15 protein-coding genes are annotated in these 15,462 nt (G+C 70.5%); 10 read left to right on the forward strand and 5 right to left on the reverse strand.

What is annotated here, in order from left to right; genetic code table 11:
* Window positions 1-9: 9 nt before the first annotated feature.
* From HALOF300_RS18760 to HALOF300_RS18780, 5 genes are all read right to left on the reverse strand, one after another.
* A complete protein-coding gene (locus HALOF300_RS18760) occupies window positions 10-867 on the reverse strand; it encodes an ABC transporter ATP-binding protein (protein WP_156742435.1) in 858 nt (285 codons plus the stop codon).
* On the reverse strand, window positions 864-2,027 hold the full coding sequence (locus tag HALOF300_RS18765; RefSeq protein WP_408636960.1) for a putative F420-0 ABC transporter permease subunit: 1,164 nt from the start codon (window positions 2,025-2,027) through the stop codon (window positions 864-866). Before HALOF300_RS18765 ends, HALOF300_RS18760 begins: the two co-directional genes overlap by 4 nt.
* Window positions 2,024-3,049 carry a putative F420-0 ABC transporter substrate-binding protein gene (locus tag HALOF300_RS18770; protein WP_156742436.1) on the reverse strand — a complete coding sequence of 342 codons (1,026 nt, stop codon included), beginning with the start codon at window positions 3,047-3,049 and terminating at the stop codon, window positions 2,024-2,026. The genes HALOF300_RS18765 and HALOF300_RS18770 overlap by 4 nt, the downstream gene beginning before the upstream one ends.
* Before the next feature lie 249 nt (window positions 3,050-3,298).
* Window positions 3,299-4,147 (reverse strand): hypothetical protein, encoded by an 849-nt coding sequence (locus HALOF300_RS18775; protein WP_156742437.1) that lies wholly within the window; start codon window positions 4,145-4,147, stop codon window positions 3,299-3,301.
* Complete coding sequence (locus HALOF300_RS18780; protein WP_156742438.1) at window positions 4,144-4,686, reverse strand: RNA polymerase sigma factor; 543 nt, start codon at window positions 4,684-4,686, stop codon at window positions 4,144-4,146. Before HALOF300_RS18780 ends, HALOF300_RS18775 begins: the two co-directional genes overlap by 4 nt.
* Before the next feature lie 137 nt (window positions 4,687-4,823).
* Here HALOF300_RS18780 and HALOF300_RS18785 point away from each other — a divergent pair, with 137 nt between their 5' ends.
* The 10 genes from HALOF300_RS18785 (at window position 4,824) to HALOF300_RS18830 (ending at window position 15,284) form a co-directional block, all read left to right on the forward strand.
* Window positions 4,824-5,552, forward strand: a complete 729-nt coding sequence (locus HALOF300_RS18785) for a hypothetical protein (RefSeq protein WP_156742439.1) — start codon at window positions 4,824-4,826, stop codon at window positions 5,550-5,552.
* A 106-nt stretch (window positions 5,553-5,658) separates the two neighbouring features.
* Window positions 5,659-6,444, forward strand: coding sequence for an SDR family oxidoreductase (locus tag HALOF300_RS18790; RefSeq protein ID WP_156742440.1), 786 nt, complete (start codon window positions 5,659-5,661; stop codon window positions 6,442-6,444).
* A gap of 204 nt (window positions 6,445-6,648) precedes the next feature.
* A complete protein-coding gene (locus HALOF300_RS18795) occupies window positions 6,649-7,497 on the forward strand; it encodes a nitrilase-related carbon-nitrogen hydrolase (protein ID WP_156742441.1) in 849 nt (282 codons plus the stop codon).
* Window positions 7,498-7,520: 23 nt separating this feature from the next.
* Complete coding sequence (gene hydA, locus HALOF300_RS18800) at window positions 7,521-8,942, forward strand: dihydropyrimidinase (protein ID WP_156742442.1); 1,422 nt, start codon at window positions 7,521-7,523, stop codon at window positions 8,940-8,942.
* A 17-nt stretch (window positions 8,943-8,959) separates the two neighbouring features.
* Entirely contained in the window at window positions 8,960-9,997 is a 1,038-nt protein-coding gene (locus HALOF300_RS18805; RefSeq protein ID WP_156742443.1) for a TIGR03842 family LLM class F420-dependent oxidoreductase, read from the forward strand.
* Window positions 9,998-10,028: 31 nt separating this feature from the next.
* On the forward strand, window positions 10,029-10,982 hold the full coding sequence (locus HALOF300_RS18810; protein ID WP_156742444.1) for an ABC transporter permease: 954 nt from the start codon (window positions 10,029-10,031) through the stop codon (window positions 10,980-10,982).
* A complete protein-coding gene (locus tag HALOF300_RS18815) occupies window positions 10,979-11,860 on the forward strand; it encodes an ABC transporter ATP-binding protein (protein WP_156742445.1) in 882 nt (293 codons plus the stop codon). The genes HALOF300_RS18810 and HALOF300_RS18815 overlap by 4 nt, the downstream gene beginning before the upstream one ends.
* A complete protein-coding gene (locus HALOF300_RS18820; RefSeq protein WP_156742446.1) occupies window positions 11,857-12,615 on the forward strand; it encodes an ABC transporter permease in 759 nt (252 codons plus the stop codon). The genes HALOF300_RS18815 and HALOF300_RS18820 overlap by 4 nt, the downstream gene beginning before the upstream one ends.
* An 88-nt stretch (window positions 12,616-12,703) precedes the next feature.
* Window positions 12,704-13,867, forward strand: coding sequence for an ABC transporter substrate-binding protein (locus tag HALOF300_RS18825; protein WP_156742447.1), 1,164 nt, complete (start codon window positions 12,704-12,706; stop codon window positions 13,865-13,867).
* A gap of 97 nt (window positions 13,868-13,964) precedes the next feature.
* Window positions 13,965-15,284 carry an aspartate aminotransferase family protein gene (locus tag HALOF300_RS18830; protein WP_156742448.1) on the forward strand — a complete coding sequence of 440 codons (1,320 nt, stop codon included), beginning with the start codon at window positions 13,965-13,967 and terminating at the stop codon, window positions 15,282-15,284.
* Window positions 15,285-15,462: the final 178 nt, after the last annotated feature.

Raw genomic sequence — 15,462 nt, forward strand, 5'->3', positions numbered from 1 at the left:
CGCCCCAACCTACAGTCGGAAGGGCTCCGCCAGTATCGCCCGGTCCGTGTGAGCAGGGCCGGCGACGCGCAGTGGCGAGAACACCAGCGCGGACGCGTGCTCGCCGTCGACCCATTCGGCCCGCACGCCGTAGACGGCGGCGATCAGGTCCGGGGTGAGGACCTCCCGCGGTGGCCCGGCGGCAGCCACGACGCCGGCGTCCAGGACGAGCACGTCGTCGCACACCGTGGCGGCGTGGGCGAGATCGTGGATGGCCATCAGCACGCCGGTGCCGGCCGCCGCGACCTCCCGCACCAGTGCGAGCACCTGCAGCTGGGCGGCGACGTCGAGATGGTTCGTGGGCTCGTCCAGGAGCAGCACCCGAGGGGTCTGGGCCAGGGCACGGGCCATCTGCACGCGCTGCTTCTCCCCGCCCGAGAGGGTCGTGAACTCCCGGTCCGCCAGGTCCAGCGCGCCGGTCCGCCGGAGTGAGGTCTCGACCAGGTCGAGATCTGCGGCGCTGTCCCCGGAGAAGGCAGGGCGGTGCGGAGTTCGTCCGAGGAGCACCACGTCCCGGACCCGCAGGTCCACCTCGGCGCGCGCCTCCTGCTCCACGAAGGCCACCCGCCGGGCCCGCTCACGCCGGCTCACCCGCGCCACGTTCCGGCCCATCAGATGCACGTGACCGCTCGAGGGCGGCAGGGCGCCCACGATGAGCCGCAGCAGGGTCGACTTCCCGGATCCGTTCGGGCCGAGCACGCCGGTCACCCGCCCGGACCGGACACTCACGTCGACGCCACCGAGGATCTGCGTCGCGTTGATCCGGTACCGCAGCTCGCTCGTCCACAGGTCCGCGACCGTCACGGCCGGCTCCGGTGCCCAGCTCATGCGGCCCTCCTCGAGCGCACCAGCAGCCAGGCGAACACCGGGGCGCCGATCGCGGCGGTGAGGATGCCCACCGGGACCTCCTGCGGCGCGAACACGGTCCGTGCGGCGGTGTCGGCCCAGATGAGGAACGTGGCGCCGCCGAACGCCGCGACCGGGAGCAGGCGCAGGTGCCGCCCACCGATCAGGAGCCGCACCACGTGTGGGAGCACGAGGCCGACGAAGCCGATCGCCCCGCTGACGCTGACGAGCGCCCCGGTGAGCAACGCCGTCAGCGTCAGCAGCATCCATCGGGTGCGAGGCACGTGGACACCGAGGGAGGCCGCCGCGGCGTCCCCGAACGCGAACGCGTCGAGCGTGCGTCCGAACCCGAGCACGATGGATCCGATCAGCACCGTCGCGATGCCCGCGATCGCGACCGACGCCCACGTGCGGCCCGCGAGCGAACCCATCAGCCAGTTGATGATCTCCCGGTAGGCGTCCCCGCGCGCGCTCGCGAAGATCGTGAAGGACACCAGCGCGGAGCAGGCCTGCGCCACCGCGATCCCGGCCAGGATGGTCCGGTTCGGCGTGAGTGCGCCTCCGATCCCGGCCAGGGCGAGGGTGGCGCCGAGCGCGAGCAGCGCCCCACCGAAGGCGGCGACGGGCAGCGCCACGCCGAGACCGAGGAGCAGGACCGCGACCGCGCCGAGGGCCGCGCCCGAGGACACCCCCAGCAGGTACGGGTCCGCGAGCGGGTTGCGCGTGATCGCCTGCATGACCCCGCCGCACAGGGCCAGCCCGGCACCCACGAACGCGCCCGTCGCCAACCGTGGTGCACGCCCGGCCCAGACGATCCCGTCCCGGATCTGGGTGAGCGGGTTCGGGGGAACCTCGACGCCCAGTCCGAGCCCGTGCAGCCAGGACAGGACGTGGTGCCACGCGGACCCCGCGATCTCCGCGACGGTGATCTGCGCTGGACCGATCGTGAGCGACACCAGCAGAGACGCGACCAGGATCCCGATCGCGACCGGCAGCCAGAGGAGCACCGACCTGGACATCGGAGCGCCGGTGCGACCGGGGCTGCTCGGTGCGGGTGCCCGATCGCCGCGAGCTCCGACGGGGGCCGGGCCGGGGTCCGCGGCGCGGGGCGCCGGGCCACCGCCGAGGTCGGTGCGGGTCATGACCCCGAGCCCTGCTGCTCCAGCTGCACCAGCTGCGCGGCGAGGTCCGTCGCCGCAGGCACGCTGCGCACCCCGGCCTCGGTGGCCGGGAAGTCAACGATCAGGTACCGGCCCTCCTGTACCGCGGGAAGCAGCGCCGTCGTCGGGTTCGCCTCGAGCTGACCGATCTTGTACTCGGCCGTGTTCCAGGCGGAGTCGACCAGGATGATGACCTCAGGCTCGGCGTCGGCGATCGCCTCCCAGGACAGCGAGGACCACGAGTCGTGGACGTCCGCGGCGATGTTCTCCACCCCGATCGCGTCCATCAGCATCTGCGGCGCACCGATGCCGGCGCCGACGTACGGGGTGTCCGAGCCCGAGGAGTACCAGAGCGCGCTCAGCCCGGCTTCGGACGGCGCCACCTGCGCCAGTTCCGCCTGCTGGGCGGCCACCAGGTCAGCGGCTGCGTCCGGGGCGCCGAGCAGCTCGCCGGCCTCGGTGATGTCGGCGAACACGCCCTCGAACGTGAGTGGATCGGGCTGGTAGCCCTCCTCCAGGCACGCGGCCGGGTTCACGTAGGTGGCCACGCCGAGGTCGGCCAGGGCGGCCCGGTCCCCGGCGGTCTCGGCGCTCAGGTTCGACTCCCACCCGGCGTAGACGAGGTCCGGTTCGGTACTGAGCACCACCTCGGACGACGGCGCCTGCTCGGCGAGCACCGGCACGCCCGCCCCGGCGTCGGCCAGGTCGTCCGGAAGCGGGCCGTCGGCGAAGGCGGTCCCGACGAGCCGGTCGCCGAGGCCGAGCGCCAGCACCATCTCCGTGGCTGCCGACTTGATGGTCACGATCCGCTGCGGGGGAGCGTCGAGGGTCACCTCGGTGCCGCAGTTGTCCACCGTGATCGGGTACCCGGCCACGGCCGGCGCGGTGGCCGGCGAGGAGTCGTCGGCGGGCGCGCCGCCGGCGCCGGCCGAGCAGGCGACCAGCGCGAGGACGAGCGGAACCGCCGCAACGAGGCGCACGGCGGAGGGTCGAGCAGGGGACATGGGCAGGCTCCAGCGCAGAGTGGGCGTTCGGGATTGCGCATTGGACCCGCCGGCCAGATCGGGCCGAGCTGGCACGGGGCACAGTCAGCCCCGGTGTCCGTCATCTCCCACCCTACAACGGGAGCCGACCGCGCCCCCGCGCGGCCGGCTCCCTGTGGCGCCGGATGGCCCTCCCCACTCCGGTGCCCGGACCTGCTCGATCCCGTGAGGACCGGGCCGTCCAAGACCTGTTCGGTTCTGTGCTCCGCCTCAGTCGCTGTCCTGCGGGTCGGCAGTCGCGTCCGAGGTGCTCGGCACCGCGGCCACTTCCCGGGTGGTGCCGTCGCTCGTGGTCACCGTGAGGTCGGTGGTCAGGTCCACGTCGCCCGGGAACCAGACTGCCCACCAGCCGTCGGCGAGGGAGGCATGCGCGAAACTGCCCGAGTCGGTGTGCACGTCGACGGCAGTGACGTCCGCCCCCGCCGTACCGAACACGTAGGTGATCGCGTCCTCCTCGGAGGTCACGCTCCAGTCGACGCTGTCGTTGAAGACCTCCACTCCGTCGGCCGAGGACGGGGCCACGGTGGATCCGGGTGCGAGGACGCCGCCGTTCGCCACGGTGGTGCCCCTGTCGGCATCGATGAGGCACACGCTGTATGCGTGATCGCCGCCCTCGCTCACTCCGGACGAGACAGCGAACGTGTAGTCGCCACGCTGCTCGGCCAGGTGCATGGTCAGCGGGATGTCGGTCATGTCGGTCGGGTCCTCGGGCGGGCCCTGCATGACCTCCACGGCGGGACACTCAGCTGCGCGCTCGGCCGCGACCGGGGCCGTGAGCTCCGTGGGAGTCGGTGTCCAGGAGGCGTAGGCCGGTGACTGGCCCGGATTCGCAACCGTGTACACGACGGCGCCGAGGAGGATCGCCGCTGCTGCTCCGGCCACGACCCGTCGGGTGGTGCGGGGGACCGGTCGCGGCGCGAGGTCCGGCATCTCCTCCGGCGCGTCCGCGATGGCCAGCCGCACCCGCGCCAACAGCGCCTCGCTGTCCACCGGATCCGGATCGGCCTGCGGGTCCAACTGTTGCACCGCCCGCAGCAGTGTCGAGTTGCGATCGGTCATGACCGGCTCCCCTGTGCCTGGCGTCGCGGGCCCGACCCTGAGGATCCGGTCCCGGTGCGTTCCAATAGATGCAGGAGACGACGGCGGGCCCGGAACAGTCGGACGGCGAACGCGCTCTTGGTGCACCCCAGCACCGTGGCGGCCTCGTTGTTGCTGAGGTCATCCCATGCGGTGAGCGCGATGACCTCCTGCTCGGAGTCGGTCAGCAGATTCCATGCCCGCACCAGGTCCGCGCGGCTGGCGATCGACACCGAAAGGTCGTGCTGTGCCTCGGGCGGCTCCTGCTCGAGCCGGATCCGGAGTGCCTGTTGTCTGCTGTCCGCCCGCACGTAGTTCCGGATCGAATTCCGGGCGACGCCGAACAGCCATGGTCGTGCTTCCATCGGCACCTCCTCGATCCGTCGCCACGTGACCACGAACGTCTCGGCCAGAATGTCCTCCGCGACGTTCGGCGAGGTGCGACGGCGGATGAAGGCCAACAGCTCCTGGTGGTGAGTCCAGTACAAGGACTCGAACCGTTCCTCCGGCGTGGCCTTCATCCACCCTCTCCCCGTCCCCTACACCCTGATATGTCCGGCACCCCTGGGGTGATTACATACGTGATGTGTGTCACGATCGTGCGGGTAAGGCTTTAGTCGAACTGACCCCGGTCGAGCGACCGGCGAAGGGGGAGTACGTGAGTACCTCACGAATAAGGGCGGCCGTGACCGCGGTCGCTGCTGCGGCAGCCCTGTTGGCCGGCGCGGTCATGGTGGCGCCGGCCTCGGCCGACGTCCAGGTTCTGGAGCCTGAGGTCGGCGGCCAGCCGGCCGCCGATGCGACCGACGCGCAGTGGTATGCGTGGGCAGAGGCGGAGCGCGATGCTGCGCGCGCCACCGATTGGGCAGCGGATGCGGCCCAGCGCGGCTGCACGCTGCTCTCGGTCGAGATCACCGACACCACCATGCCAGACGTCGCCGCCCAGCTCGGCGCACCGACGGACGTGTTGCTGCCGGTGGTCGACCGTCAGGAGACCTGCGCCGCCGCGACGAGGACAACCTTCGGCGGTTCCGCCACCCAGGGGCTCGCCAGCGCCGAGGCGCACACCAAGCAGTTCGGCGCGACCGCCGCCGACTGCACCACCACGAGCGGACCCGGTTCGATCTGCGTGAGTCGCAGCGGCAACTATGTGGTGAGCAGCTTCGCCTACTACGGCAGCGGCAACATCTCCGGCTACATCAGCATCTACAAGAGCTGCGGGACTTCCCCGCGGCTCGTCAGCAGCGGTGCCGCGAGCTACAGCTACGGGACGCAGCGCAGCGTCAGCGTGTACTCGGCGGCTGCCTCGAACTACAGCGCCCGGTTCTGGCGGCACGTCGGCCTGGGTCACTACACGAACTGGGGCACCGCCTGCGGCTACCTGTGACAGCGGACGTCGCCGGTGGGCGTCGAGTGACGTCCACCGGCCGGAGTGCGTCCCGCCCCGTGGACGGTGCTATCCCGGCGGCCGCGGCGACGGGCACGATGACGGCATGAGCCAGCCACCGACCACCCGGCCCGATGCACCGACCGCGCCGCGCGCCGTCGTCACCGGCGCCTCCACCGGCATCGGAGCTGCAACGGTGCGCGCGCTACGGGTGGCCGGCTACGCCGTCGTCGCCACCGCCCGACGTGAGGACCGCCTGGCCCGACTGGCCACGGAGACCGGCGCCGAGTACGTCGTCGCCGACCTCACCGAGGAAGCGGACGTCGCCGCGCTCGTGGACGCCGTCGCGGCGGGTGGCCGGCTCGACGCCCTCGTGAACAACGCCGGCGGCGCCCGCGGCGCCGACCGGGTCGAGTCCGCCTCCGTGGCGGACTGGGAGGAGATGTTTCGGATCAACGTCTCCTCGACGCTACGCGTCACCCAGGCGCTGCTCCCGCACCTTCGCGCCGACGGCGGCGGGGACATCCTGCTGCTCACGTCCACGGCGGCCCACGGTACCTACCCCGGCGGAGCCGGGTATGTCGCGGCCAAGCACGCCGAACGGGTCATCGGCAACACGCTGCGCCTCGAGCTGAACGGTGAACCGATCCGGGTGATCGAGATCGCCCCCGGCATGGTGCGCACCGAGGAGTTCGCCCTGAACCGGCTCGGCGACCCGGCGCGGGCCGCAGCGGTCTACGACGGCGTCACGAACCCGCTGCTCGCCGAAGACGTCGCCGACGCCATCACCTGGACCCTGACCCGGCCGCGGCACGTGAACATCGACTCACTCACCATCCGGCCGGTCGCCCAGGCCTCGAACACCCAGGTGGCCCGCGGCGTCGGACTCTGACCCACGTCCCCCAACGTAGGCACGAGTCGTTGAAGATCGTGCCAGAGTGCCCGCCGTTCGATTACGTTGGGACGGGCACGAGGACGTGTCACCGTGTGACACCGAGTGAAACGTCGTCGTAACACGCAGGCCGAAGAATGACCAACCACGAGCCGGGTGTGGGTCGATCGGGCACACATCCGTCTCCTAGACGGGAGCCACAGCATGACCGTTGTACGCGCCGCGATCACGCAGACGACCTGGACCGGGGACAAGGAGTCGATGCTCGACAAGCACGAGCAGTTCGCCCGGGACGCGAAGGAGCAGGGGGCGCAGATCATCTGCTTCCAGGAACTGTTCTACGGCCCGTACTTCGGCATCACCGAGGACCCGAAGTACTACGACTACGCCGAGCCCGCGGACGGGCCGGTCGTGCAGCGCTTCGCCGCCCTCGCGAAGGAGCTCGGCCTGGTGACGATCCTGCCCATCTACGAGGAGGACCAGCCCGGCGTCTACTACAACACTGCCGTCGTGGTCGACGCCGACGGCGCCATCCTCGGCTCCTACCGCAAGCACCACATCCCGAACCTGGACAAGTTCTGGGAGAAGTTCTACTTCCGTCCCGGCAACCTCGGCTACCCGGTTTTCAAGACCGCGGTGGGCCCCGTCGGGGTGTACATCTGCTACGACCGGCACTTCCCCGAGGGCTGGCGCGAGCTCGGCCTGAACGGTGCGCAGATCGTGTTCAACCCGAACGCCACCAAGCCGGGCCTGTCCAACCGGCTCTGGGAGATCGAGCAGCCCGCGGCGGCGGCCGCGAACGGCTACTTCGTGGCCGCGCCGAACCGGGTCGGCACCGAGGACAACGAGTACGGGGACCTGGCCGTCACGTTCTACGGCTCCAGCCAGTTCGTGGACCCCCGTGGCAACCACATCGGCGACCTGGGCTCGTCCGAGCACGAGGAGATCGTGATCCGCGACCTCGACCTGGACCTGATCCGGCAGGTGCGCAACGAGTGGCAGTTCTACCGGGATCGCCGTCCGGACTCCTACACCTCGATTCCCAAGCCCTGACCCGGATCCGAGAGGAGCACACCATGGCCACCACCCTGATCAGCGCAGGCACAGTCGTCTCCAGCACCGGCCGCCGCGAGGTCGACGTCCTCATCGACGGCGAACGGATCGTCGCCCTCCTCGAGCCGGGTTCCACCGTGCTCGGCTCCGACCTGCGGTCCACCGTGGACACGGTCATCGACGCGTCCGGGAAGTACGTCATCCCCGGCGGCATCGACGCCCACACCCACATGGAGATGCCGTTCGGCGGCACGTTCGCGTCGGACACGTTCGAGACCGGTACCCGCGCCGCGGCCTGGGGCGGCACCACCTCGATCGTCGACTTCGTGGTGCAGTACCCGGACCAGGGCGTCCTGGACCAGTACCACGCCTGGCATGAGAAGGCCGCCGGCAACTGCGCCATCGACTACGGCTTCCACCAGATCCTCTCCGACGTCCAGGACTCCTCGCTGAGCGCCATGGACGAACTCGTCAACGAGGGCGTCACCAGCTTCAAGCTGTTCATGGCCTACAAGGGGGTGTTCCTCTCCGACGACGGCCAGATCCTGCGCGCGTTCCAGAAGGGCGCCAGCAACGGCGCCATGATGATGATGCACGCCGAGAACGGCGCCATGATCGACGTGCTCGTGCAGCAACTCATCGCCGAGGGCAAGACCGACCCGTACTACCACGGGGTCTCCCGCCCGTGGCAGGCGGAGGAGGAGGCCACCCACCGCGCGATCATGATCGCCGACCTCACCGGGGCCCCCCTGTACGTGGTGCACGTGTCCGCGAAGCAGGCTGTGGAGCAGATCACCGCAGCCCGGGACCGTGGCATGAACGTCTTCGGCGAGACCTGCCCGCAGTACCTGTACCTCTCCCTCGAGGAGCAGTTGGGGGCGCCCGGCTTCGAGGGCGCCAAGTGGGTCTGCTCCACACCGCTGCGGTCCCGGGCCGAGGGCCACCAGGACCATATGTGGCGCAGCCTGCGCACGAACGACATCCAGATGGTCTCCACCGACCACTGCCCGTTCTGCATGAAGGACCAGAAGGACATGGGCATCGGGGACTTCTCCAAGATCCCGAACGGCATCGGCTCCGTGGAGCACCGGATGGACCTGCTCTACCAGGGTGTCGTCGAGGGCCGGCTCAGCCTGGAGCGGTGGGTCGAGATCACGTCCACCACCCCGGCGCGGATGTTCGGCATGTACGGGCGCAAGGGCGTCATCGAACCGGGCGCGGATGCGGACGTGGTGGTCTACGACCCGAACGGGCACACATCCATCGGGCTCGGCAAGACCCACCACATGAACATGGACTACTCCGCGTGGGAGGGGTTCGAGATCGACGGGCACGTGGACACGGTGATCTCCCGGGGCACCGTGGTGGTCGACGACGGCGAGTATCGCGGGCGCGCGGGACACGGCCAGTACATCAAGCGCGGCCTGTCCCAGTACCTCGTCTGACCCGAGAAGGAGCGCACATGGATCTCGGCATCGTCCTGCAGACCAACCCGCCCGCCTCGCGCGTGGTCGAGCTGACCGTGGCCGCGGAGGAGGCCGGCTTCTCCCACGTGTGGACGTTCGACTCGCACGTGCTCTGGGAGGAACCGTTCGTCATCTACTCCGCGATGCTCGCCCGCACGCAGCGGGTGATCGTCGGCCCGATGGTGACGAACCCGGCCACCCGGGACTGGAGCGTCCTGGCGTCGATGTTCGCGACCCTGAACGAGATGTACGGCAACCGCACCATCTGCGGGATCGGGCGCGGCGACTCGGCCGTGCGGGTGCAGGGCGGCAGGCCGACCACCCTGGCCAGCCTGCGGGAGTCGGTCCGGGTGATCCGCGAGCTCGCGAACGGCCGCGAGGCGACCGTGGGCGAGAAGACGCTGCGGATCCCGTGGATCACCTCCTCCGAGCTCGAGGTGTGGGTGGCCGCGTACGGGCCGAAGGCGCTCGCCCTGGCCGGGGAGGTCGGGGACGGGTTCATCCTGCAGCTGGCCGACCCGGAGATCGCGTCGTGGATGATCGCGGCGGTCCGAGGCGCCGCCGAGGCGGTGGGCCGGGATCCGGGCGACATCAAGTTCTGCGTCGCTGCACCCGCGTACGTGGTGCCCGACGGCGGCCCGCAGGCTCGGGCGCACGCGCTGGAGCAGTGCCGGTGGTTCGGTGGGATGGTCGGCAACCACGTCGCCGACATCGTCGCTCGCTATGGCACCGGGCCCGCTGGTGACGGCGGTGCGGGCGTGGTGCCGCAGGCGCTCACGGACTACATCAAGGGCCGGGAGGGCTACGACTACGCCGAGCACGGCCGGGCCGGGAACACGCACACGCAGTTCGTGCCGGACGAGATCGTGGAGCGGTTCTGCATCATCGGCACCCCGGACGAGCACATCGCCAAACTTGAGGTGCTGGCCGATCTCGGGGTGGACCAGTTCAGCGCCTACCTCCAGCACGACGCCATCGACGCCACGCTGGCCGCCTACGGCGAGCACGTGATCGACGCCTTCGCCACAGTATGACGGCACCGGTCGCGATCGGACGGGGTCGCCGATGAGCGAGCACACCGCGGCGACCGCGATCGCCGAGCGCACCGCCGACCCCGCGGCGGCGCTGACCACGCCCACCCGGGAGGCTTCCGGCCGGGCGCGGCGCCTGCTGATGGGTCTGCTCGGGATCCTGGCCGTTGGCGTGCTGTGGGAGGCATACAAGTTCCTCGGCCCGGACGACGGGGTCGTCGTGGCAGGGGTGCGGATCCTGCCGCGGACCACGGACATCGCGATGCCGCACCTGTGGGACATGGCCATCCGGATGACCGAACCGGTGACCCGCGCCGACGGCGCGGACCTGCTCTGGGTGGCCACCGCCAAGGCCGCGGCCTTCAGCCTCGGGGTCGCCGCGCTGAGCTGGGTCATCGGGGTCACAGTCGGCCTGGCGCTGGCCCTGCTCATGCAGCGGCTGCGCACCGCCGAGTCCGCGATCCTGCCCTGGGTGGTGCTGTCCCAGACGGTGCCGCTGATCGCGCTCGCACCGCTGGTGCGGAACTGGGGCTCCAAGCTGTCCCTCGGCCCGATTTCCTGGGAGAACTGGATGTCGGTGGCGGTCATCGCGTCCTACCTGGCCTTCTTCCCCGTGGCGGTCGGTGCCCTGCGCGGCCTGAAGTCCCCCGACGCGATCCACGCGGACCTGCTGCGCTCCTACGCCGCGTCCTGGTGGCAGACCCTGATCAAGCTGCGGCTGCCGGCGAGCGTGCCGTACCTGCTGCCGGCGCTGCGCCTGGCCGCCGCGAACGCCGTCATCGGCACCGTGGTGGCGGAGGTGTCCATCGGTCTGCGTGGCGGCATCGGCCGGATGATCCTCGAGTTCGCGCAGTCCGCGGCCGGGGACCCACCGAAGTCGTGGGCGCCGATCTTCGGCGCCATCTGCCTCGGCCTGCTCGCCGCCGGTGCGGTCGCGCTGCTCGGCCTGGCGCTGCGCCGCTACCGACGAGGAGAGGAACCAGCATGAGCACCACCGAGACGACGGCTCCGCCCGAGCGTGCCGGCGCGAGCGCCCCAGCGGTCACCGTCGCCGGCCTGCACAAGACGTTCACCACGAAGGAGGGCCGGACCCAGGCCCTCACGGGCATCGACCTGCAGGTCGCGGCAGGGGAGTTCGTGTCCCTGATCGGGCCGTCCGGATGCGGCAAGAGCACCCTGCTTCGGATCATCGCCGACCTCGAACGGCCAACCACGGGCGAGGTGAGGGTGTTCGGGACCTCCGCGCCGCAGGCCCGCTTGGACAAGGCCTACGGCATCGCGTTCCAACAGGCCGGGCTGCTCGGCTGGCGCACGGTCGCCGCGAACGTCGAACTGCCACTCGAGCTGCACGGTGTGGGTAGGGCCGCGCGGCGGGTCCGGTCCACCGAACTGCTCGAACTGGTCGGACTGAGCGACTTCGCGGCCCGGTTCCCCGACCAACTCTCCGGCGGCATGCAGCAGCGGGTGGCGATCGCCCGAGCCTTGGCGGAGCGACCCCGGCTGCTGCTCATGGACGAACCGTTCGGTGCCCTCGACGAGATGACCCGGGAACGGATGCAGACCGAGCTGGCGCGGATCAGCGCCGAGACCGGCGCCGCCGTCGTGTTCGTGACCCACTCCATCTCGGAGGCCGCCTTCCTCTCCGACCGGGTCGTCGTGATGTCACCTCGGCCCGGCCGGATCACCACCACGGTGACGACCGGTCTCGGGCCCGTGGGGCAGCGCACCGACGCCCTGCGCGAGGATCCGCGCTTCTTCGAGGCGGTCACCGCGGTCCGCGAGGGTCTGCACGCGGGCAGCGCCGGCACGCCGGCCCCCGACGCCGGGACGGACGGCCGGTCCGACAGCACCAGGCCGGCGACATGAACGTCGTGGCCCGCCGGGTGCTGCCACCGGTGCTCCTCGGCGTCGCGGTGCTCGCGGCGTGGCAGATCCTGGTCACGGTGCTCGCGATCCCGCAGATCGTGCTGCCGAGCCCGGCGGCCATCCTCGCCGAGACCCTCGCCTACATCCCGGTGCTCTTCTCGGCGGCCCTGGTGACCGGCTGGAACGCGCTCGTCGGCCTCGTGGTGGGCAGCCTGCTCGGGATCGGGCTCGCTCTGGTGGCGGCGAGCGTGCGGGTCTTCGACGAGCTGACGACGCCGCTGGTCGCCGCGCTCGCGGTGATCCCGATCGTGGCCCTCGCGCCGGTGCTCTACACGATGTACGGCGCGGATGTGCAGTCCGCCCGGCAGGTCGTGGCCGGAATCAGCGTCTTCGTACCGGTGTTCCTGAACACGCTGCGCGGGCTGCGCCAGACCCGGCCCGTGCACCGCGACCTGATGCGCGCCTACGCAGCCACCCGCTGGCAGGCGATGCGAACGGTGACCCTGCCCACCGCTCGTCCGTTCATCTTCACCGGTCTGCGGATCGCGTCCTCCCTGTCCGTGATCGCAGCCCTCGTGGCCGAGTACTTCGGCGGGCCCCGCGGTGGCCTCGGCACCTTCATCACGGCATCCGTGGCGGGCAGCGACTACGCGAGAGCCTGGTCCTACGTGCTCGCCTCGATCGTGCTCGGCCTCCTGTTCTACCTGGCCGCGCTCGCCGTCGAGAACCTCGCCGTGCGGCACCGCCCCGCCTGAGGCGACCACCGCCGTCGACCGCTACCAGGAGCCACACCCGATACGAACTCCCGAGGCACACCCGCACCACCAACCGGAAGGAACCACGATGAGGCACTCCAGACGACTGGCCATCGGCGCCAGCGCGATCGCGGCGGCGCTACTACTGGCCGCCTGTACCGTCGACGACGGCGGTGACGACGGCACCGGTTCGGGTGCGACCGGCGGGGGAGACGACGGTGAGCTGACCGAGGTCCGGCTGCAGCTGCAGTGGCTCACCCAGGGGCAGTTCGCGGGCTACTTCGCTGCCCAGGACCAGGGCTACTTCGCCGACGAGGGCCTCGAGGTCGAGATCGTCGAGAGCGGCGGCGACATCGTGCCACAGGACGCCCTGGTCAACGGGGACGTCGACTATGCGATCGCCTGGGTGCCGAAGGTGCTCGGTTCCATCGAGCAGGGCGCGAACATCACGAACATCGCCCAGATCTTCGAGAGGTCCGGCACGCTGCAGGTGTCCATGGCCGACTCCGGGATCGAGACGATCGCCGACTTCGAGGGCCGCCGGATCGGGTCCTGGGGCTTCGGGAACGAGTGGGAGATCTTCGCCGCGCTCTCCCAGGAGGGCTTGAGCGTCGACGACATCGAGCTCGTCACCCAGGGCTTCGACATGCTCGGGTTCCTCTCCGGTGACATCGAGGCCGCGCAGGCGATGACCTACAACGAGTACGCGCAGGTGCTCGAGACGCTCAACCCGGACACCGGTGAGCTGTACCAGCCGGAGGACCTGAACGTCATCGACTACAACGAGGTCGGGTCCGCGATGCTGCAGGACGCCATCTGGGCGGACACCGAGCGGCTCGCGGACGAGGATGGCTTCGCCGAGACCACCGTCGCGTTCCTACGTGCGGTCATCCGCGGGTGGGTCTACGCCCGGGACAACCCTGCCGAGACCGCCACGATCGTCACGAATGCCGGGTCCACCCTCGGTGAGAGCCACCAGCTCTGGATGACGAACGAGACGAACCGGCTCATCTGGCCGTCCACGAACGGCATCGGGCTCGTTGACCAGGCCACCTGGGACAACACCGTGGACATGGCCCTGCAGACCCAGAACGAGACCGGCTCCACGCTGATCACCGCCGCGCCGCCGGAGACCGCGCTGGACATGCAATACATCGAGCAGGCGCTCGAGGACGTGGAGGCGGAGGGCTTGGACGTGACGGGCGCCGACTTCCAGCCGATCGAGGTGGAACTGGTCGAGGGCGGCAACTAGCGGCCATCGGGCCGGTCACGGGCCAACCTCTCCCACGCGGGTCGTACCCGGCGATAGCCTCGCCGGGTACGACCCACTCCAGAACAGAAGGTCATCGATGACTGAATCCGATCTCGGCGCCGAGGCACTGGCGCTGGACAAGCAGGTCTTCCACTCCTGGTCCGCGCAGGCGCACCTGAACCCGATCGCGATCGCCCGCGGCCTGGGCTCGCGGCTCTGGGACCACGCCGGCCGCGAGTACCTGGACTTCTCCTCCCAGATGGTCAACGTCAACATCGGGCACAGTCACCCGAAGGTGGTCGCCGCGATCGCCGAGCAGGCCGCCGAACTGGCCACCATCGCGCCGCCGACGGCGAACCTGGTGCGGGGCCGCGCCGTCGCCGAGATCCTGCGGCACGCACCCGAGGGCTTCACGAAGGTGTTCCTCACCAACGGTGGGGCGGACGCCGTCGAGAATGCGATCCGGATGGCCCGCCTGCACACCGGCCGGGACAAGGTGCTGTCCACCTACCGCAGCTACCACGGGAACACGGGCGCCGCCGTCGTCGCCACCGGGGACTGGCGCCGGATCCCCAACGAGTACGCCCGCGGGCACGTGCACTTCTTCGGGCCGTTCCCGTACCGCTCGGAGTTCTGGTCGGACTCACCCGAGCAGGAGACCGAGCGTGCCCTGCACCACCTCGAGCGGGTCATCCTCAGCGAGGGCCCGGACTCGATCGCGGCGATCCTGCTCGAGACCGTGCCCGGCACCGCCGGAGTGCTCGTGCCACCGCCCGGGTACCTCTCCGGGGTCCGGGAACTGGCCACTCGGCACGGCATCATGCTCATCCTGGATGAGGTCATGGCCGGGTTCGGCCGCACCGGGCACTGGCTCGCCCTGGACGGGGTCGACGGCGGCACGGTGGTCCCGGACCTGGTCACCTTCGCCAAGGGGGTCAACTCCGGCTACGTGCCCGTCGGCGGGGTGATGATCTCCGAGCCGATCACCAAGACCTTCGACGACACGGTGTTCCCCGGTGGGCTCACCTACTCGGGGCACCCGCTCGCCGCGGCGTCCATCCTCGCGGCTCTGCAGGCCATGGAGTCCGAGGGCATCGTGGTCAACGCGAATCGGATCGGGACCGACGTGCTCGGTCCGGGCCTGCGCGCGCTCGCCGCGAAGCACCCGATCATCGGCGAGGTGCGAGGGATGGGCGTGTTCTGGGCGCTCGACCTGGTCACCGATCCGCAGGCGCGCACCCCGGTGCCGGCGGCAACGGTCGGGGCGATCAAGGCGGCGTGCGCGGACCGCGGCCTGCTCGTGTTCGCCGCCGAGAACCGGATCCACGTGGTGCCGCCGTGCATCGTGACGGATGACGAGGTGGCCCAGGCGCTCGCGATCTACGACGAGGTGTTCGGCGAGGTCGGAGCGGGCTGAACGATCCCGGGCAGCGCGCTCCGCGAGTGGCTCCGCGGCATGGCGTGCGATGGTGAAGGCGAAGTGATCGCCGATCGCAATCCTCGGCGACCATGCGTGAGATGTGTCCGCCGAGGGTGAGCCCACGCAGAACGGAAAGCACCTCGAGATCGAGCAGGTGAGGGAGTTCCTCCGGATC

It is taken from the genome of Occultella aeris (genome assembly GCF_902703175.1).
Classification (GTDB): Bacteria; Actinomycetota; Actinomycetes; order Actinomycetales; family Beutenbergiaceae; genus Occultella; species Occultella aeris.

Excerpts from the sequence above, each read along its gene's own strand:
- HALOF300_RS18760 (WP_156742435.1), bottom strand. The coding sequence starts at position 867 with ATGAGCTGGGCACCGGAGCCGGCCGTGACGGTCGCGGACCTGTGGACG.
- HALOF300_RS18775 (WP_156742437.1), bottom strand. The coding sequence starts at position 4,147 with ATGACCGATCGCAACTCGACACTGCTGCGGGCGGTGCAACAGTTGGAC.
- HALOF300_RS18815 (WP_156742445.1), top strand. The coding sequence starts at position 10,979 with ATGAGCACCACCGAGACGACGGCTCCGCCCGAGCGTGCCGGCGCGAGC.
- HALOF300_RS18780 (WP_156742438.1), bottom strand. The coding sequence starts at position 4,686 with ATGAAGGCCACGCCGGAGGAACGGTTCGAGTCCTTGTACTGGACTCAC.
- HALOF300_RS18825 (WP_156742447.1), top strand. The coding sequence starts at position 12,704 with ATGAGGCACTCCAGACGACTGGCCATCGGCGCCAGCGCGATCGCGGCG.
- HALOF300_RS18765 (WP_408636960.1), bottom strand. The coding sequence starts at position 2,027 with ATGACCCGCACCGACCTCGGCGGTGGCCCGGCGCCCCGCGCCGCGGAC.
- HALOF300_RS18810 (WP_156742444.1), top strand. The coding sequence starts at position 10,029 with ATGAGCGAGCACACCGCGGCGACCGCGATCGCCGAGCGCACCGCCGAC.
- HALOF300_RS18770 (WP_156742436.1), bottom strand. The coding sequence starts at position 3,049 with ATGTCCCCTGCTCGACCCTCCGCCGTGCGCCTCGTTGCGGCGGTTCCG.
- hydA (WP_156742442.1), top strand. The coding sequence starts at position 7,521 with ATGGCCACCACCCTGATCAGCGCAGGCACAGTCGTCTCCAGCACCGGC.
- HALOF300_RS18790 (WP_156742440.1), top strand. The coding sequence starts at position 5,659 with ATGAGCCAGCCACCGACCACCCGGCCCGATGCACCGACCGCGCCGCGC.
- HALOF300_RS18830 (WP_156742448.1), top strand. The coding sequence starts at position 13,965 with ATGACTGAATCCGATCTCGGCGCCGAGGCACTGGCGCTGGACAAGCAG.
- HALOF300_RS18805 (WP_156742443.1), top strand. The coding sequence starts at position 8,960 with ATGGATCTCGGCATCGTCCTGCAGACCAACCCGCCCGCCTCGCGCGTG.
- HALOF300_RS18795 (WP_156742441.1), top strand. The coding sequence starts at position 6,649 with ATGACCGTTGTACGCGCCGCGATCACGCAGACGACCTGGACCGGGGAC.
- HALOF300_RS18820 (WP_156742446.1), top strand. The coding sequence starts at position 11,857 with ATGAACGTCGTGGCCCGCCGGGTGCTGCCACCGGTGCTCCTCGGCGTC.